This is a genomic window from Helicobacter sp. 10-6591 (genome assembly GCF_003288805.1).
Taxonomy (GTDB): domain Bacteria; phylum Campylobacterota; class Campylobacteria; order Campylobacterales; family Helicobacteraceae; genus Helicobacter_F.
The window spans coordinates 60,388-76,496 of sequence record NZ_NHYK01000004.1; the positions used below are offsets into that span (position 1 = coordinate 60,388).

Sequence of the window (16,109 nt, forward strand, 5' to 3'; positions counted from 1 at the left end):
ATTAAGATTCATAAGAATACAATTTGCCCCTACACTTTAAAATCCGGAGCAAATCAATGAAAAAGATACTTGTAAGTTTGGTACTGGTCGGGATTCTCTCTCCTGTATTGCTTGAAGCAAAAACATATGCGACTATAAATGGCAAAGCAATTACAGAGAAAGATTTTGAATCGATCAAAGAAGAGTTTCCAGGGTTTGATTTTGAGAAACTCTCCACACAGGAACAACAAACAATAATCAACCAACTTATCGAAGAGCGTTTGGTAGTCAATGCTGCAAAGGCAGAAAAACTCGACACAACTAAAGATTTCACCAATAAACTTGAAATCTTTAAGAAACGCCTACTTTTGGATACATGGATGCAAAAACAAGCGCAGACTATCCAGATGCCAACTCCTAGTGAGGAACAACTCCGCCAAATATACAAAGAGAATGAATCACGATTTATTGACCAAGAAGGCAAAGCAAGACATATTGTGGTGGAGAGTGAAAATGAGGCAAAAGAGATTGTTACTGCACTCAACAAAGTGAGAGGTAAGATCGAGCCAAAATTTATCGACCTAGCAAACCAAAAAACAATCGATCCTGTTGGTAAGCAACAACAAAATGGTGGGGATTTGGGTACATTCCATCGGGCTCGCATGGTGCCAGAATTTTCAAAAGCAGCTTTTGATCTTAAGCCTGGCACATACACTAAGACCCCTGTGAAAACACAGTTTGGCTACCATGTGATTTACCTAGAAAGTAAAACTGAGCCAAAAGTTATTCCTTATGATCAAGCCAAACAAATCATTCTCCAAGAAATGCAAATGCAAGCTTTCAATCAGGCAATCGGAATCAAAATACAAGAACTACGCTCTAAAGCAAAGATTGAAATCGCAAAATAATTTAACACATCAGCCAAGGACAGATTATGCTAGTAAGTGGTAGTGAGATTTTATTAAAGGCGCACAGGGGAAATTATGGCGTTGGTGCATTTAATTTTGTCAATTTTGAGATGCTCAATGCAATCTTTAATGCTGCATTAGAAGCAAATTCGCCAATCATTGTGCAAGCAAGCGAAGGAGCAATCAAGTATATGGGTATTGATATGGCGGTGGGGCTTGTCAAAAACTTTAGCGATCGCTATACACATATCCCAGTGGCACTTCATTTAGATCATGGTACAAGTTTTGAATCTTGTAAGAAAGCTATTGATTCTGGTTTCACATCGGTAATGATTGATGCTTCGCATCATCAGCTTGAAGAAAATGTTGCTATGACCAAGGAGGTTGTGCAATATGCTCATGACAATGGAGTGACTGTAGAAGCAGAGCTTGGACGACTTATGGGAATCGAGGACAATATATCCGTAGATGAAAAAGATGCTGTTTTGGTCAATCCCCAAGAAGCAGAGTATTTTGTTAAAGAAACAAATGTTGATTATTTAGCGCCTGCTATTGGGACTAGTCATGGAGCTTTTAAGTTTAAAGGTGAGCCGAATTTAGATTTTGTGCGATTGCAAGAGGTCAAGCGTAGAACAAATATTCCCCTTGTTCTTCATGGAGCAAGTGCCATACCTGATTATGTCAGAGAATCTTTTCTCGCAACGGGCGGAGATCTTAAGGGTAGTAAGGGTGTGCCTTTTGGATTTCTTAAACAAGCAGTAGAAGGCGGTATCAATAAAGTTAATACAGATACAGATTTGCGTATTGCCTTCATGGCAGAAGTGCGCAAGGTAGCTAATACTGAGCCTACGCAATTTGATTTGCGCAAGTTTTTTGCTCCAGGAATGCAGGCGATGCAAAAGGTTATAGTTGAGCGTATGCAGATATTAGGAAGTGCTAATAAGATCTAGTCAACCAAAATTAAGGAGAATTTATGGCGATTAGTATGGGTGATTTGAAAAAGGGCTTGAAGATCGAGATTGATAAAATTCCTTACAGAATCGTAGAGTATCAACATGTCAAACCAGGCAAAGGAGCAGCCTTTGTAAGAGCAAAGATAAAATCTTTTCTCGACGGCAAGGTGATTGAGAAGACTTTCCATGCAGGTGACAAATGTGATGAACCAAATCTCCAAGAAAAAACAATGCAATATCTTTACCATGATGGTGATACTTTCCAGTTTATGGACAATGAGACTTATGACCAAATAGCATTGAGTGACGCTCAAGTAGGAGATGCTTCTAAATGGATTGTGGATGGGATAAATGTACAAGTGCTTTTTCACAATGACAAAGCAATTTCTGTCGATGTACCACAGGTAGTGGAGCTCAAAATTATAGAAACTGCGCCAAATTTTAAGGGCGATACATCAAGTGCTGGAAAAAAACCAGCTATATTAGAAACAGGTGCAGTGGTACAGATTCCATTCCATGTATTAGAAGGTGAAGTTATTAGAGTAAATACTGAAAGTGGTGAATATTTAGAAAAGGTCAAGTAGAGGCACGCTTGATCTAAATATCAATACAGATGGTCTCAGTGTAGATCCAACGGTAATCTGATCTGATTATTGTCTGGCCTCTATTTGGTTTTAATCCCATCCCACTTTACATCCATTAATTCCCACCCAACTACTCATCTCTCATCCTATGTCTTTTTATTATTCTCCACATTGCTATTGGGAAATTCAATGGAGATGTCACAAGGGCATAACCCAGTTTATAGCTTAAAGTGGCTCTAAGCATATTTGATTCGTGATAATCTGAATAGGTATCGATTGTTTTAGGGTATCTATCAGGATAAAGTTCATACACAGCTTCTAGGATATTTTTTCTTGATCGGTGAGAAAGCACAAGAGACAAGAAAGTGAATGGAAAGATACAGATTCTTAAATTTCCTCTGCATTTTGCAAGTTCTCTACCAACTTTATAAAAGAGATCATTTTTGATTATATTGACTGCACCAATAGGTTTTTTATACCCTGGCTGTAAAAGCTCTTGGTTTTCTACTAGTTCTTTGTATTCATCTTCTTCTAAAAGCTTTTGGGCCTGGTATTTGAAGTTTTGTTTTTGGAAATCTGTGCACTGGTTTAATTCATAGGCGATATGTCCTTTGAATTGTTTTTGGAAAACTAGTTTGTAAGCATTCCCCAGATGGAAATTGTTAATGGTTGCTTGCAAGGCTTTGAGAGCTTTGATGATATTTATTGCATTTTCACCTCTTGTAGCAGTGATATTCTTATAAGAATTTGTTCTGTAAGTGATAAAGAGCTCTTCCATCAAACTTATCTTAGATGCGAGCATAAGAGTGCTATAAGTAAAGGTTAAATCATTACAAGTACTCAAAGCTTCAAATTTCAATCCTTTTTGAAGTAAAAACTCTCTTTTATAGAGCTTATTCCAGGTAGCAGGATTTGAGATTGCAAGGATATTGGCTTTGTATACTTTTGGATCAATAGGCGAGAGAGAAAGTGCATGATAGCTTATACTTCTTTCTGATATATAGTTTTGCAATTGTTCATCATATACTCTATGCCCGCATACTACAATATCACTTCCATCTTTCCTAGCTTGCGCATACATTCTCTTGCACATATTCAAATCAAACCAATCATCACTATCTACAAACTGTATATATTCTCCTTTGGCTACTGCTAATCCAGCATTTCTGGCAGTACCAGCATAGAGATTAGTTTGTGTGAGGATGCTTATACGCTCATCTTTGCTTGCATATTCTTTGAGAATCTCCAGACTATTATCAGTTGATCCATCATCTATACAGATGATTTCTATTTGCTTGAGAGTTTGATTGGTTACAGAATCAAGACATTCTCTTAAGTATTTTTGGGAGTTATATACAGGAATTATTATTGATACTTTTATGGAATCAGATTTACTCCATATTCTTCTAAGATACAGTAATACAATCATGAAAGCAAAACTCAATGGATAGCTAGTTACTACACGACCAAGTTTATAACTCAAGCTATTTTGTATTTCTAAAGCTTGGGGATAGTCTTGGTATCTGCTAAGTTCTAATGGTCTTTTGGATGGGTCAATCTCATGGATAATAGAGAGTATATTTTCACGTTTGTTGTGTCTGATACTAAGAGCTAGAAGGGAGAAGGGCAGAGTAAGGATATTGAGAGGATTCTTGCATTTAGCAAACTCTCTTCCAAATTTGTAAGCAAGATGGTTCTTTACAAGATTGATTGCGCCAATGGGCTTTGAGATAAGGGGAGTTACTTTGGCTTGTGTTTGCAATGTTTCTAAAAGTTTGGGATATTTGGCAAATATCGCTTTGAGTTGCTTGTCATTTTTATTATTGCCCATATTCTTATAATATAAAGCTTCTAGTTGCGTACCTGGGATTAGGTTTGCTTGCACAGCCAGATTTTTCAAAGCATATTTAGGTATACCAATCCTACGATTTGCTAGGACTAAATGCGCCCAGAACCATATATCATCAGCGCTTGGACATAGCTCTAATGCCTTCTTTTCATTTAAGATTCCCTTATCAAAGCAGTTTGGCGGATATAATACGCCGCCTCCACTGGTTGCAAAATTCAAAAATGAAGGCTCATACCCTGTAACGCAATTACCCCATTTATTGTAGGGCAAGATTTCTTGCGCATCTTGATCAAAGACTATTCTATGTACCCTATGTGCCCAAATAGTTTCTCTATCTTTCACATAAGATTTGAACAAAATTTCAGCCCAATCTCGTGGGTAATTAATATCATCATCAGCAGTGATAATCAAAGCATCTGGATATTTTTTGAGCGTTGGTATGAGTTTTTTATAACTTCTTATATTGCTACACCATTGTATATCTAACCCTTCTTGTTTGAGTTGCAACAAATGCTGCGGTAAATCATCTTCACGGTTTGGGAATTGCTCTTTAGCAAGCCATAGTATAAGTTTGTCTGGCTTTAGTGATTGGTTTAGTAAAGTTTCTATACATAAATGCACACTATTTATTCGGGTAGGGTAGGAGGTGAGCGAGATTATAAGTGTGTTTTGTACCCTTATATAATTTTCTAGCTTTTCTATTGTCTGCCTGTCAAAGGCTCTATCATCAATGTACTTGGCCTTCGCAAAGACTTCCGTGCTTTTCTCAAGGAATTCTATCCTATCAGAATCAGTGATTTCTTGGATATTCAGACTTGACTTGTATCTGTCATTAATTCTCCAGGACATCTTCTTTAGCGCCTCTATATAATCTCGTTCATCACATTCTATGTTGTTAAGAAAATCAATCATGTGTGCGTGTATAGTAGGAATTGTTTTAAACTTTTGACTATGCATCATACTTAGCTTTGAAGATTCTCTACGATAATGCACGTAAGTACCAACGACTGGAATAATTTTGTTTGCTAAAAAAGTTGTTTTCAATGTAAATTCTACATCTGCAGCAACAAAAGTATCTTCTCTAAAATAGATATTGTTTTTGGTTATCAAATCGCTTTTATAGATTGTCGCCCAAATGACAATGCTATTTTCATTCACCTCTAAATTTTCACCATTGTCGTATCGGGTTTGGATTGTAGTATTGATCCCATCAGGAACAACTTTATCTTTGTAGTGGTGGAGATATTGCGACTTTGCCATATCTGCGTTAGATTTACTTACAGCTTGGTACATTTTCTCAAGGAAATCCAAGTCTATCCAATCATCAGAATCTAAAAACACAATGTAATCAGCAAGACTTTTTTGGAGACCTTTATTTCTCGTAATAGATTGTCCCTTATTCTCCTGTCTGATTATCTTTATCCTTGTGTCTTTGCTCGCATATTCTTTGAGAATCTTTGGACTCTTGTCGGTTGATCCATCATCTACACAGATGATTTCTATTTGCTTGAGAGTTTGGCTGGTTACAGAATCAAGACATTCTCTTAAATATTGCTCTACATTATAGACAGGTATTATCACAGACACTTTTGGAATAGAGTTTGTGCTTTTATTGGTTTTTTTTGGGTGCTTTTTCTTTTTGTGGTTTTGTTTTATAGATTGCAGTTTTTCTAATTTGTCTTTGGCTTTTTGTGTTTTGAGTTGGAGTTTTTGGAGTTTCTTTTGTACTTTGTATTCTTGTGTGTTTTTTTTCTTTTGTGTGATGTTTGGCATTTCTATCCTTAAGAGGTTGGGTGGAAGTTTTTATCGCCCTATACCTTGGTATTGCAATCCAAGTTCTAAAGCTCTCTTTTTATCGAGCATATTTCGTAAATCAAATACAAAACTGCCTTTCATCAAAGTCTTAAAACTCTCAAGACTAAGAGCGGAAAATTCCTGCCATTCTGTCAGTATGGCTACTGCATCTGCTCCTTGCAATGCCTCTTGTGCACTGGATGCATACTCTACACGCTGGGCTAAAAATTCTTTGGCTGAATCCATAGCTTTAGGGTCAAACGCTCGGATTCGTGCGCCTGATTTGAGCAAATTTTTCACTATTTCAATCGCTGGACTTTGTCTGCAGTCATCTGTACCACCCTTAAAAGCAAGCCCTAAAATCGCAATGATTGGTTTTTGGATGTTTACAAGCTCTTTTAATATTTTGTCGCTCATGGCTTTGGTATGCATCGTATTTGCTTGTATGCTTGCATCTATTAAGTCTAGATTCGCATTATATTTCCTGCCTAGCAAAGAGAATGCTAATGTATCTTTAGGAAGACAAGATCCTCCATACCCTGGACCTGGAGTAAGAAATTGTTCACCTATTCTAGGATCCATTCCTATACCCTTAGCAACTTCAAGTATATCTGCATCTACTTTCTCACATAAATTGGCTATTTGGTTGATAAAAGAGAGTTTCATCGCAAGAAAAGAATTGGCAGCATATTTGATCATCTCGCTGCTTGTGCGGGTAGTAAATAGGAGTTTTTGCTCTGGTATAAAGGCTCCATAGAGTTGTCTTAATGCTTCTTGAGCACGAGCACTATTTGTACCTATAATCACTCGTGATGGTTCAAAAAAATCCTTAAGAGTAAAACCTTCTCGAAAAAACTCAGGCAAAGATACTACATCAAAGTGTGCTTGTTGGTGAGATTCCCTAAGGCATTTCTCTAATAAATCACATGTACCAACAGGAACTGTGGATTTTACAGCAATGATAGTGTAGCCATAGGGGGGGGGGTAAACCATTAATGGCTTCAAAAAGAAAATCAAGATTTACTTCGCCATTCTTAGTACTGGGCGTACCTACTGCTAAGATGATAAGCTCTGCATCTTTTGTAGCCTTTATATCAGTTGTAAATCTCAGCCATTTGGTGTTGTAGTATTTTTTAAAAAGTTCATCCAAGCCTTCTTCATAAAGTGTGAGCTTGCCTTTACTTAGAGCAGTTATTTTCTTTTTGTCTGTATCTATGCAAACAACCTCATGTCCCAAATGAGCAAAACATATACCAGTAGGCAATCCAACATAACCCGTCCCAATGACCGCTATTTTCATTCCAATCCTTAGAAGTTTTTGCTTAATATCCGTTTTTTTTTTTTTTTTAACAAATAAAATGGCGTCTATTCTAACTGTAATTTATGTTTAAAGCGATGATTCTATAAAAAAATACATATTACATCGATTTGAGGATTACTATTATAAACAGTCACTAAGGTAAGCAAATATAAAAAATATGGGATATTGAGACTATCTCAAAATTCTGATTGAAGTATTACATCCCTAAAGCATCTTCTAATACCACCCCGTCAATGCCTTGTGTGCCAAGTCTTTCAATCTCGCTGATGTTTTTGATGATACACAAGACTTTGGAATCAAGCAAATAAGAATCTGCAAGGCTTTGATAAACTTGTGGATTCTCTCTTACAAGCAAGAATTGTGGGGCAAAATGCGCACAGAGCAAAAAATCTATGGCATTTTCTACAAGAACTGCACATGCTATCTCATGGTGGATACAAAACTTAAGTAGCGAGAAATCTCTATCGCTAGTATGGTAAAACCACACAATGCAGTCATTCTTAGAATCTTGTATATCCTCAGATGAGGAAATAAAATGCAGTTTTTTAGAATCCAATCCTTGGTATCCGAAAATAAGCATGGCCTAAACTAAGACCTCTCCATACATTCTTTGGAGCAAAACACCTTGCCCCTTTGAGTAAGTGCGTCATTTTGGGAGATAAAACTTCCACATGTCTCACACTCCAGCATCAATTCGTCTTTGAGACTTTTTTGGTTACTAGAATTTTGGGCACTTCTTTTCATACTTGGGCGCAATAAGACAAACCACACAAATGCCAATGCGACGGCTATAAATATCAGAAGTTTCATAATTTCCCTTGTTTTAGATTTGGCTTAGTTGCGAGCCTGGCTGCTTTTGTAGAAGTAGATTCTATCAGATCTTACAAAACACTCGCTTTTGGTTACGCCTGGCATTTCTTGAGAAAAATCCAAGCCTTTGTAGAAAAGATAATATCCCTGTGGGCTTAAGAATCTCTTAGAATAAGCTATGAGTTTTGGAGCACTCATTACAGCTCTTGAGGTGATAAGCTCTACTTTATCTCTCTGCGGTATATCTTGTAAGCGTGCGCAGATGAGCTCTATATTTTTTAGATTAAGTTGGGCGCATACATTTTGCAAAAATCCAAATCGCTTCAATCTTGGCTCGACAAGAATAAAATGTGTATTTTCTAACACTATGCTTAGAGGCAATGCAGGGAATCCACCCCCACTTCCAACATCAAGCGCACTTTGGAAAGGATAGATAAAAGTGAGCGGATACAGAGAATCCAAGATATTTTCTTGCACACTTTGTGTGGTTTTTGCCCCTGTGAGATTGTGGATTGCATTCCACTGCAAGAGGAGGTGTGTATATTGGTCTAAAAGATCGCATTGCTTGGAGCTAAGGTTTAGGCTTTGGATGAGAGTTTGGAAAGTCATAAGATAAGCATCCCATCGCCAAAAGAATAGAATCTATACTCATGCCTGATGGCTTCTTGGTAGAGATCTAGCGCGGTTTTACGACCAAGCAATGCACTTACCAGCATCAAAAGCGTGGATTTGGGTAGGTGGAAGTTTGTCAAAAGCGCGAAATGAGAAATCGGCGGGTTATGCGGGTGCAAAAAAAGATCACACTCTCCATAGGTCTTGTGGTAGCGCGCATAAGATTCCACAACACGGGCGCAAGTCGTACCGACACAAAGGACTTTGGTAGTATCTAGTGCGTGAGATAGGATTGCTTGCGAGGAGCTGCTTATATGAAACCGCTCTGTGTGCATAACATGCTCTCTAATATCTCTACTCTGCACACTTTGGAATGTCCCTGCTCCTATATGTAAGGTAACAAAGCAGATTTTATATCTCTCTTTTAGTCTCTGGAAATCTCTAGTACTAAAATGCAGACTTGCTGTGGGTGCTGCGACCGCACCGAGATTGCATGCAAAAACACTCTGATAATCGATATTATCTTGCTGCGTGCTTTGTCGTTTGATATAAGGAGGCAGCGGGATTGTGCCATGGGATTGCAGAATCTCTAAGACCTCATCATAGTTCAAGGGTAGGGCATTCCTCTCAAACTCCACTACGCGCAAGCCATTATCCAAAAGCTCCAGTACATTGACTCTTATGCTTGCATCGTTTTGTAAAATAATGCGATCGTGCCTTTTGATTTTGCCTTTGATTTGGACTAAGAATTGTGTGCCTTGCTGTGGTTTGTGGAAGAAAATCTCCATTCTTTTCTGGGTGTTCGCAGAATCTTTGAAGCCAAAAAGCCTCGCTTTTAAGACTTTGGTGTCATTGCATACAAGCAGATAATCACTTGGCACAAGAGAGCAGAAATCCTTAAAGTAGCAGTGCCTGATACTCTGGCTTTGGCGTTCATATACCAGGAGCTTAGCGCTACTTCTAGGCTTACTTGGAGATTCAGCTATAAGATGTGCTGGCAAGAGATAATCATAGGAATCTAAAAGCAGATCTTGTGCATTTGCTTGCATTGGAAGTTTTATATTTCTTTGTCTTGTGAATCCTGCTCATCTAAACTCGCTGGATTGACGAATTTTGCAATCAAAATAGAAATCCCATATAAGCCTATGAGCGGTATAGCCAAAAAGATTTGGGAAAGCACATCAGGAGGCGTGATAATAGCTGCAATCACAAAGATAATCACTACAGCATATTTAAAAAAGCTTTTCATAGATGCATCGGTAATCATGCCCACAAGTGCTAGAAAATAGCTAAGTACAGGAAGTTCAAACGTTATCCCAAAACCCACAATAAGACGTGTAAAAAACATCACATAATTATCCGCGCTGATATTGCCTTCAAACTTCCCACTCCCAAAGAGCAAGACATTTTCAATCACGACAGGAAGTACGAGATAATACGCAAAAGCCACACCCACAAAAAACATCATACTTGCAAATGCAACAAATGGCAGCACTACCTTTTTTTCATGCTTGTAAAGTCCGGGAGCAATGAAAAGCCAAAATTGCCAAAAAATTACTGGCATAGAGATTGTAAGCGAAGCAAAGAGTGAGACCTTAAGTGCGACAAAAACGCTCTCTAAGATCGCAAGCTGTGAAAGTTTGGCGTTTATGGTGTCTTTACTTAAGGCCTTGTTTATAGGTGCTGCGACAAAGTCAAAAATCACTTCCCAAAAGCTAAAACATATACAAAACGTTATAACAAGCGTGAGTGTAGAAATAATAAGGCGCTTACGTAAATCTTGCAAATGTGGCTTGAGATCTTCAAACATCGCATTCTCCCATCAAAGTCTTTGTACTGTGTCTTGCAGATTCTTGGCAGAATCTGCAGCTACAACGGGGGGATTTGATTCTTGCGTGAATAAACCATTTTGTTCTTGTGTGTTTTGCTGTTTTGTATTTTCTTGCTCTTGGCGCTGCTGTGCTTTGTATTCTTGTAGTTCTAAATCTAGGGCATCGCTTTGGAAATTAAGACTTTCAAGAGCCAAAGTTTCTGGGCTCTTTTGTATGTTTTGGGAGTCTTTAGAATCCAGTTTTTTTGAATCCAGCTCAAGTCTTTGCGCCACATCATTTGCAATGTCTTTTGGGAGTGAAGTGAGGGAATTGAAATCTTTGGATAAAGATTCTTTATATTCTAGGGCTTCTTTTTTAATCTCACTGAGACGGACTTCATTATCAAAACTTTCTTTTGCGTCATCAATGGTCTTTTTCACTGTGCGTATAAATTTTGCTAGATCTATGGCTGCCTGGGGTAGCTTGTCAGGTCCTAGAAAAATCACTGCCACTATAAGAATCACAAGAATCTCAAAAATACCTATACCAAACATTGCCCGCCTTAAAATCTCTATAACGCGCAATTCTAACCCAAAAATCTTTAAAAAATATTAGCAGGCATGCGCAAGAGTGGGAATACAAAATGCTTTAATCTATGAAAATCTTGCGTTTTCTAAGGAATATAAATGATTGATACAAAGGCTTTGCTTGATAATTTTGATGCTGTTGCCCAACAGCTGCGCATTAAGAACATCGATGAAAGTCTTCTTAAAACTCTCTATGAGCTTAGTATCAGATACAAACAAAGCAAGCAACACTTAGAATCCCTGCAGGCATTCCAGAATAAAAACTCGAAGATTTTTGGAAGTTTGCGCGCAAAAGGGGAGGATACTACTGCATTAAAAACAGAGCTTGATTCAAACAAGCAAGAAATATTAAAAGCCCAAAGAGAGCTTGAAATCGCACAATCCCTTCTTACAGATATAAGCTATAAGCTCCCCAATCTACCTGATTCTAATACACCAAAGGGCCAGAGCGAGGAATACAACCAAGAAATAGCAAAGATTCTCAAGCCAAGGAACTTTCACTTCGCTCCCAAGGAGCATTGGGAATTAGCAGAGCAAAATGGCTGGATAGACTTTGAAGCGGGTGTGAAACTGGCAAAATCGCGATTTAGCGTCTTGCGCGGAATGGGTGCTAAACTCAATCGCGCTCTTATAAATTTTATGCTTGATTACAATCAAAATGCAGGCTTTGAAGTCGTAGTAACCCCTGTGATTGCTAATGCAAAATGTCTCTTTGGCACCGGACAATTGCCAAAGTTTGAAGATGATATGTTCAAGCTTGCCTCTACAGAATCTGAGGGTAGTGAGGCTTGCAATGAGCTTTATCTCATCTCAACTTCAGAAATCACACTCACAAATCTCTATAACGATATGATTATCCCTGAATCTGAGCTTCCTATCATGCTCACGACACACACACCCTGCTTTCGCAAAGAAGCAGGAAGTGCTGGGCGCGATACAAGAGGAATGTTTCGTCAACACCAGTTTGATAAAGTCGAGCTTGTAGCTATCACACGACCACAAGATAGCGACCTTATGCAAGAAAAAATGCTACAAACTGCAAGCGGTATCTTAAGAGAGTTAGAACTCCCACATCGCTTTGTACAGCTATGTGGAGGGGATCTTGGCTTTAGCGCGAGTAATACAATAGATATTGAAGTATGGCTGCCTGCACAAGCTCGCTACAGAGAAGTAAGCTCTGTGTCTAATACCCGTGATTTCCAAGCAAGGAGAGCAAAAATACGCTACAAAGATGGAAACAAAAACACTCTAGTGCATACACTCAATGGCAGCAGCCTAGCAGTGGGACGCACACTCATTGCACTTATGGAGAATTACCAGAATCCTGATGGTTCAATTAGTATTCCAAAAATCTTAGAGAAATACCTCTAGCTTTAAGGTTGGAATCGTGGCTAATGATGTAAATAAAGCAACTTTAGATGGGCAGGCTGATACTACTGAAAACAAAGATTCCAAACAAAGTCTCAAAGATAAACTATCCCTTTTCTTATCCTCTAAACTCCCACGACTCAAAATCCCTAATCTTGAAGAACTAAAACAAGACAAAAAGAAGCTACTGATAATCGCAGGAGGACTTGGGGCTTTTGTGCTTGTACTCATCATTACAAGTGTAGTGCTTTTAATGAAAAGTCCAAATACACAAGATTCTCAAATACCAGCCAAATCGCAATTCACCCAACCACAAAAATTCCAAATACCAAATCTTGAGCAGCTCAACAAACGAGGGAATATGGATGATAGTGAGCTAGCCGAAATGATAAAAAAAGCAAATCTCCTCTACGATCAAGGCAACAAAATGGAAGCACTTGATTTATTTGAACATATTGGGATTTTTTCCCAATCGCTTGCAAGCTACAATCTTGGAGTGATTAAACTCAAAGAAGGACGTTATGATCAGGCTTTAGCATCATTTGATAGCGCTATAAGCACGGGTGAGGATGTAGCAATGAGTGCTATAAACGCAGCCTATTGCGCATATAAACTCAACCGCCAAGATTTAACCCAATACTATCTAGGCATCAGCTCATCGCATTTGTTTGAATCCAACAGGCAACCACTGTATTTTTATCTTTATGGCTTGCTGAATATGTCTAAGGGATTTTATTTTGAAAGTCTCTCTCCATTACTACATCCAAATTCTGCCCGATACCAGAGAGAGACAAACAAAAACACAGCGAGACTCTTTTTGCTCTTTAATGATGACTTCAATGCACTTTCATCTCTTAAAAAACTGCCTTCTCTCAAAGACAATCTCCCAATAGGACTATTACACGCAAGGCTTGGTGAATACGACAAAGCAAAACAATATCTCCAAGAATATCTTTCACATTTTCCTGAAGATCCGCAAGCACTTATGGCATTGCAACTTGTAAAAATAAAGTTGAGCGATTTTAAAGAGAGTGCTTTGATTCTAAAACGTATGATGAAAAAGGATGAATACAATCCAAATCTTGAGATTTATCCTATCAACATCAAACTCAAAGCAGATCTTTTCAATGTCAATATCGCACAAGAAAACTTCTGGAATCGTAAGTTTGAGCACAAGCAGATTCTGAGCTATAAGATTTTGTATTACTATGCTCCATTGAAAGTTTTTAATGTCAAGCAGGTAGTAGAGGCCATCCAAAACAGAGCTATAGACACAAAACTCCATAATATAGAAGTGGCTAAAAGCGGTTTGAGTGAAGGTGCTGGTATAGCCAGTGTGAATAAAAATATCACACCGGGTTTGCGAGAGCTCAGTGAAAATAACTTACGCAAATCACTCAGCTATCTGAAACAAGCTGTGCAGATATATCCAAACCACGCAGTTTTGCACTACAACACAGGTGTATTGTATGCGCAAAGTGGTGATTTTGACAATGCCTATATACATTTCTTGCGCGCATACCACTTAGATAGCAGCGATATCTTATCAGGACTATTTGCAGTGATGGCAGGCAAGCTCACCTATCGCAACACAGACAGAATCTTTAATACAATCAGCACAAACTTTGCAGATCTTGATTTTGATGATTCTAACAAGCGTGATTTTTTGCTCTCAATGATCAGATATCTCAATGATTCTCCTATCGAGGATTTTAGTTGGGTGAAAAATGCTAAGAGAGCTATGCCAATCTATCATGCCTTGCAGAGTGTGTATGCAATAGGGAGGGATAATATTCCTTTGGCTATGGAAGCTTTTGGGAGTCTGAAAAAAATCTATCCACAAGATGTTGTTGCAAATATTATGTATGACTTATCAAAGTTTTATAAGCAAAATCTTAGGGATGCAGCACTTGAGCTTAATAGTATGTTTGCAACACAAAAGCTTGATATGAATAGCATTTATTTTGGCCCAAATATTGCAAGAGAACTCTATGTGTATGTGGGATTTATCACTGGAATGCTCCCTAAAAGAGAGAGCGAACTTGAGAAAAAACTTCTGAGTGAGAATGATAATCCCGCTGGAATCTTGCAGGCACTAGGACTGCTTAATATTTATAATGGGGATTTTGAAAAGGCCTTTGTGTATTACAACACGCTTATTGACAATATCAAAGAGGATGATTCAAATACGAGATTTCTAGGAGCAGTAGCAGCACTTGGCGCAGGTAGGCATGAGAATGCTGTGGCTCTCTTGCAACTCTCAAAGCTTGAATCACCCACAAATCTCGAAGCAAAATTCGCCCTAGCTTTGCTCTACCAAGAGACAAAAAATTTCAAGGCTGCAGCAGATCATTATGAAAAAGTAAGCAGACAAGATTTTGTTTCAGAATATTTTGATTTTGAGATAGATACAAGAAAGTTGTTGGTAGAGTAGAACCTCTTCAACGCTTAAAAACACGCTTAATGTGCAGTAATTTTTAAGAGTGCTTTTTCTTGTAATTTTGTACAAACGCCTTGGATCACAATCATGCAACATAAGGTATAGCAGATACAGCAGAGATTGTATTATTGCAACGAGGTTAAGCGGCAGCTATTTTGACTTGAACTTTATATACCACAGATAAAGATAGTGAGTACAAAATAGAGATAGGCCTTGGGTTAAGCTAGGCAGGGATTGGTTGGAATCTTGGTACTCCAAGCTTTTGGGCAAATTTGGGACATTTTAAAACCAAGCGATGCCACAGCACAAAATCTTTGCTTTAAAGACTACTAGAGTGCAAAAACTCTCTTAGCTTCTTGTATTCCTCCTTGCTGAAATACCGCCACTTCCTACAAGGCAAGGAATTAAGCGAACAAAATCCATAACTTATACGACGCAAATCCAAAATTTCATAACCAAATTGCGCAAAAAACCTTCTTAACTCCCTGTTTTTCCCTTCGCTTAAAGTAACACGCACTCGAGGAAAATGAGAATCTCTTAATACTTGAAAATCCACAAACGGCTGCAAAGTAAGGTTTTTTTGTCTATTTTTGGCATGCGCGCCTTTCGTGTTGCTAATCACAAAAGCAGATTGCAAGACTTGCTCTATAGAATCAAGGAGTTTACTATTCAAGGGTTTGCTAAGTTTAAGATTATAGACACGCGCGAGATTGGAGCTACTGAGCGCATGCACAATCTGTTTGCTATCACTTAGAATCAAAAGCCCCTCACTTGCATAGTCCAATCTCCCCACATAGCTAAAGCCACCAAAACGCGCCCCTAAGCTGTCATAAATCACTCGTCTGTGGCGATCATCAGATTTGCTCACAAGCTCACCTTTTGGCTTATGGTAGATAATGGCTGTATATTCCTGTGTGGGTCTTAAAAGTCTGCCATCGACAAACACTTTATCGTGAGGTAAAAGTTTTGTATGGGTGTTTGCTAGAGTGTGCCCCACTTTCACGCGTCCAGATTCTATGAGTTTGTCTGCTTGGCGACGCGAGAATCTACAGTGATGAGCAATGAACTGATTAAGACGCATAAAAATCCTTAT

Annotated in this window: 15 protein-coding genes; 5 read left to right on the forward strand and 10 right to left on the reverse strand. The window is 38.4% G+C overall.

Annotation, left to right across the window (positions count from 1 at the left end; all coding sequences use genetic code 11):
- Window positions 1–56 precede the first annotated feature (56 nt).
- The 3 genes from CCY97_RS02185 to efp are packed head-to-tail and all read left to right on the forward strand — an operon-like array spanning window position 57 to window position 2,424.
- Window positions 57–887, forward strand: coding sequence for a peptidyl-prolyl cis-trans isomerase (locus CCY97_RS02185; RefSeq protein WP_112063855.1), 831 nt, complete (start codon window positions 57–59; stop codon window positions 885–887).
- Between the two features lie 26 nt (window positions 888–913).
- Window positions 914–1,837 carry a class II fructose-bisphosphate aldolase gene (locus CCY97_RS02190; RefSeq protein ID WP_112063856.1) on the forward strand — a complete coding sequence of 308 codons (924 nt, stop codon included), beginning with the start codon at window positions 914–916 and terminating at the stop codon, window positions 1,835–1,837.
- A gap of 23 nt (window positions 1,838–1,860) precedes the next feature.
- Window positions 1,861–2,424, forward strand: coding sequence for an elongation factor P (gene efp, locus CCY97_RS02195; protein WP_112063857.1), 564 nt, complete (start codon window positions 1,861–1,863; stop codon window positions 2,422–2,424).
- A 130-nt stretch (window positions 2,425–2,554) separates the two neighbouring features.
- Here the strand turns inward: efp and CCY97_RS02200 are convergent, their stop codons facing one another.
- The 9 genes from CCY97_RS02200 to tatB all read right to left on the reverse strand — a co-directional run bounded on the left by CCY97_RS02200 (window position 2,555) and on the right by tatB (window position 11,175).
- A complete protein-coding gene (locus CCY97_RS02200; RefSeq protein ID WP_112063858.1) occupies window positions 2,555–6,046 on the reverse strand; it encodes a glycosyltransferase in 3,492 nt (1,163 codons plus the stop codon).
- Window positions 6,047–6,076: 30 nt separating this feature from the next.
- Window positions 6,077–7,060, reverse strand: coding sequence for a nucleotide sugar dehydrogenase (locus CCY97_RS02205; RefSeq protein ID WP_258456865.1), 984 nt, complete (start codon window positions 7,058–7,060; stop codon window positions 6,077–6,079).
- Entirely contained in the window at window positions 6,990–7,367 is a 378-nt protein-coding gene (locus tag CCY97_RS08440; protein WP_258456867.1) for a 3-hydroxyacyl-CoA dehydrogenase NAD-binding domain-containing protein, read from the reverse strand. The genes CCY97_RS02205 and CCY97_RS08440 overlap by 71 nt, the downstream gene beginning before the upstream one ends.
- A gap of 217 nt (window positions 7,368–7,584) precedes the next feature.
- The gene (locus tag CCY97_RS02210) at window positions 7,585–7,968 is read right to left on the reverse strand and encodes a hypothetical protein (RefSeq protein ID WP_112063859.1); all 384 of its coding nucleotides are present in this window, start codon (window positions 7,966–7,968) and stop codon (window positions 7,585–7,587) included.
- 8 nt (window positions 7,969–7,976) lie between these two features.
- Complete coding sequence (locus CCY97_RS02215) at window positions 7,977–8,198, reverse strand: PP0621 family protein (protein WP_112063860.1); 222 nt, start codon at window positions 8,196–8,198, stop codon at window positions 7,977–7,979.
- Window positions 8,199–8,222: 24 nt separating this feature from the next.
- A complete protein-coding gene (gene rsmG / locus CCY97_RS02220; protein WP_112063861.1) occupies window positions 8,223–8,807 on the reverse strand; it encodes a 16S rRNA (guanine(527)-N(7))-methyltransferase RsmG in 585 nt (194 codons plus the stop codon).
- Window positions 8,804–9,859 (reverse strand): tRNA preQ1(34) S-adenosylmethionine ribosyltransferase-isomerase QueA, encoded by a 1,056-nt coding sequence (queA, locus tag CCY97_RS02225; protein WP_112063862.1) that lies wholly within the window; start codon window positions 9,857–9,859, stop codon window positions 8,804–8,806. Before queA ends, rsmG begins: the two co-directional genes overlap by 4 nt.
- An 8-nt stretch (window positions 9,860–9,867) precedes the next feature.
- A complete protein-coding gene (tatC, locus tag CCY97_RS02230; RefSeq protein WP_112063863.1) occupies window positions 9,868–10,620 on the reverse strand; it encodes a twin-arginine translocase subunit TatC in 753 nt (250 codons plus the stop codon).
- A 12-nt stretch (window positions 10,621–10,632) separates the two neighbouring features.
- Window positions 10,633–11,175, reverse strand: coding sequence for a Sec-independent protein translocase protein TatB (gene tatB, locus CCY97_RS02235; protein WP_112063864.1), 543 nt, complete (start codon window positions 11,173–11,175; stop codon window positions 10,633–10,635).
- Window positions 11,176–11,307: 132 nt separating this feature from the next.
- Here tatB and serS point away from each other — a divergent pair, with 132 nt between their 5' ends.
- Together serS and CCY97_RS02245 are read left to right on the forward strand one after the other, a co-directional pair.
- Window positions 11,308–12,579, forward strand: coding sequence for a serine--tRNA ligase (gene serS, locus CCY97_RS02240; protein ID WP_112063865.1), 1,272 nt, complete (start codon window positions 11,308–11,310; stop codon window positions 12,577–12,579).
- Window positions 12,580–12,595: 16 nt separating this feature from the next.
- On the forward strand, window positions 12,596–15,010 hold the full coding sequence (locus tag CCY97_RS02245) for a tetratricopeptide repeat protein (protein WP_112063866.1): 2,415 nt from the start codon (window positions 12,596–12,598) through the stop codon (window positions 15,008–15,010).
- A 325-nt stretch (window positions 15,011–15,335) separates the two neighbouring features.
- Here the strand turns inward: CCY97_RS02245 and CCY97_RS02250 are convergent, their stop codons facing one another.
- Window positions 15,336–16,097 (reverse strand): pseudouridine synthase, encoded by a 762-nt coding sequence (locus CCY97_RS02250; protein ID WP_112063867.1) that lies wholly within the window; start codon window positions 16,095–16,097, stop codon window positions 15,336–15,338.
- Window positions 16,098–16,109: the final 12 nt, after the last annotated feature.

What these genes read in the sequence shown, in the direction of transcription:
- CCY97_RS02185 (WP_112063855.1), top strand. Translation starts at nt 57, where the DNA reads ATGAAAAAGATACTTGTAAGTTTGGTACTGGTCGGGATTCTCTCTCCT.
- CCY97_RS02190 (WP_112063856.1), top strand. Translation starts at nt 914, where the DNA reads ATGCTAGTAAGTGGTAGTGAGATTTTATTAAAGGCGCACAGGGGAAAT.
- efp (WP_112063857.1), top strand. Translation starts at nt 1,861, where the DNA reads ATGGCGATTAGTATGGGTGATTTGAAAAAGGGCTTGAAGATCGAGATT.
- CCY97_RS02200 (WP_112063858.1), bottom strand. Translation starts at nt 6,046, where the DNA reads ATGCCAAACATCACACAAAAGAAAAAAAACACACAAGAATACAAAGTA.
- CCY97_RS02205 (WP_258456865.1), bottom strand. Translation starts at nt 7,060, where the DNA reads ATGGTTTACCCCCCCCCCTATGGCTACACTATCATTGCTGTAAAATCC.
- CCY97_RS08440 (WP_258456867.1), bottom strand. Translation starts at nt 7,367, where the DNA reads ATGAAAATAGCGGTCATTGGGACGGGTTATGTTGGATTGCCTACTGGT.
- CCY97_RS02210 (WP_112063859.1), bottom strand. Translation starts at nt 7,968, where the DNA reads ATGCTTATTTTCGGATACCAAGGATTGGATTCTAAAAAACTGCATTTT.
- CCY97_RS02215 (WP_112063860.1), bottom strand. Translation starts at nt 8,198, where the DNA reads ATGAAACTTCTGATATTTATAGCCGTCGCATTGGCATTTGTGTGGTTT.
- rsmG (WP_112063861.1), bottom strand. Translation starts at nt 8,807, where the DNA reads ATGACTTTCCAAACTCTCATCCAAAGCCTAAACCTTAGCTCCAAGCAA.
- queA (WP_112063862.1), bottom strand. Translation starts at nt 9,859, where the DNA reads ATGCAAGCAAATGCACAAGATCTGCTTTTAGATTCCTATGATTATCTC.
- tatC (WP_112063863.1), bottom strand. Translation starts at nt 10,620, where the DNA reads ATGTTTGAAGATCTCAAGCCACATTTGCAAGATTTACGTAAGCGCCTT.
- tatB (WP_112063864.1), bottom strand. Translation starts at nt 11,175, where the DNA reads ATGTTTGGTATAGGTATTTTTGAGATTCTTGTGATTCTTATAGTGGCA.
- serS (WP_112063865.1), top strand. Translation starts at nt 11,308, where the DNA reads ATGATTGATACAAAGGCTTTGCTTGATAATTTTGATGCTGTTGCCCAA.
- CCY97_RS02250 (WP_112063867.1), bottom strand. Translation starts at nt 16,097, where the DNA reads ATGCGTCTTAATCAGTTCATTGCTCATCACTGTAGATTCTCGCGTCGC.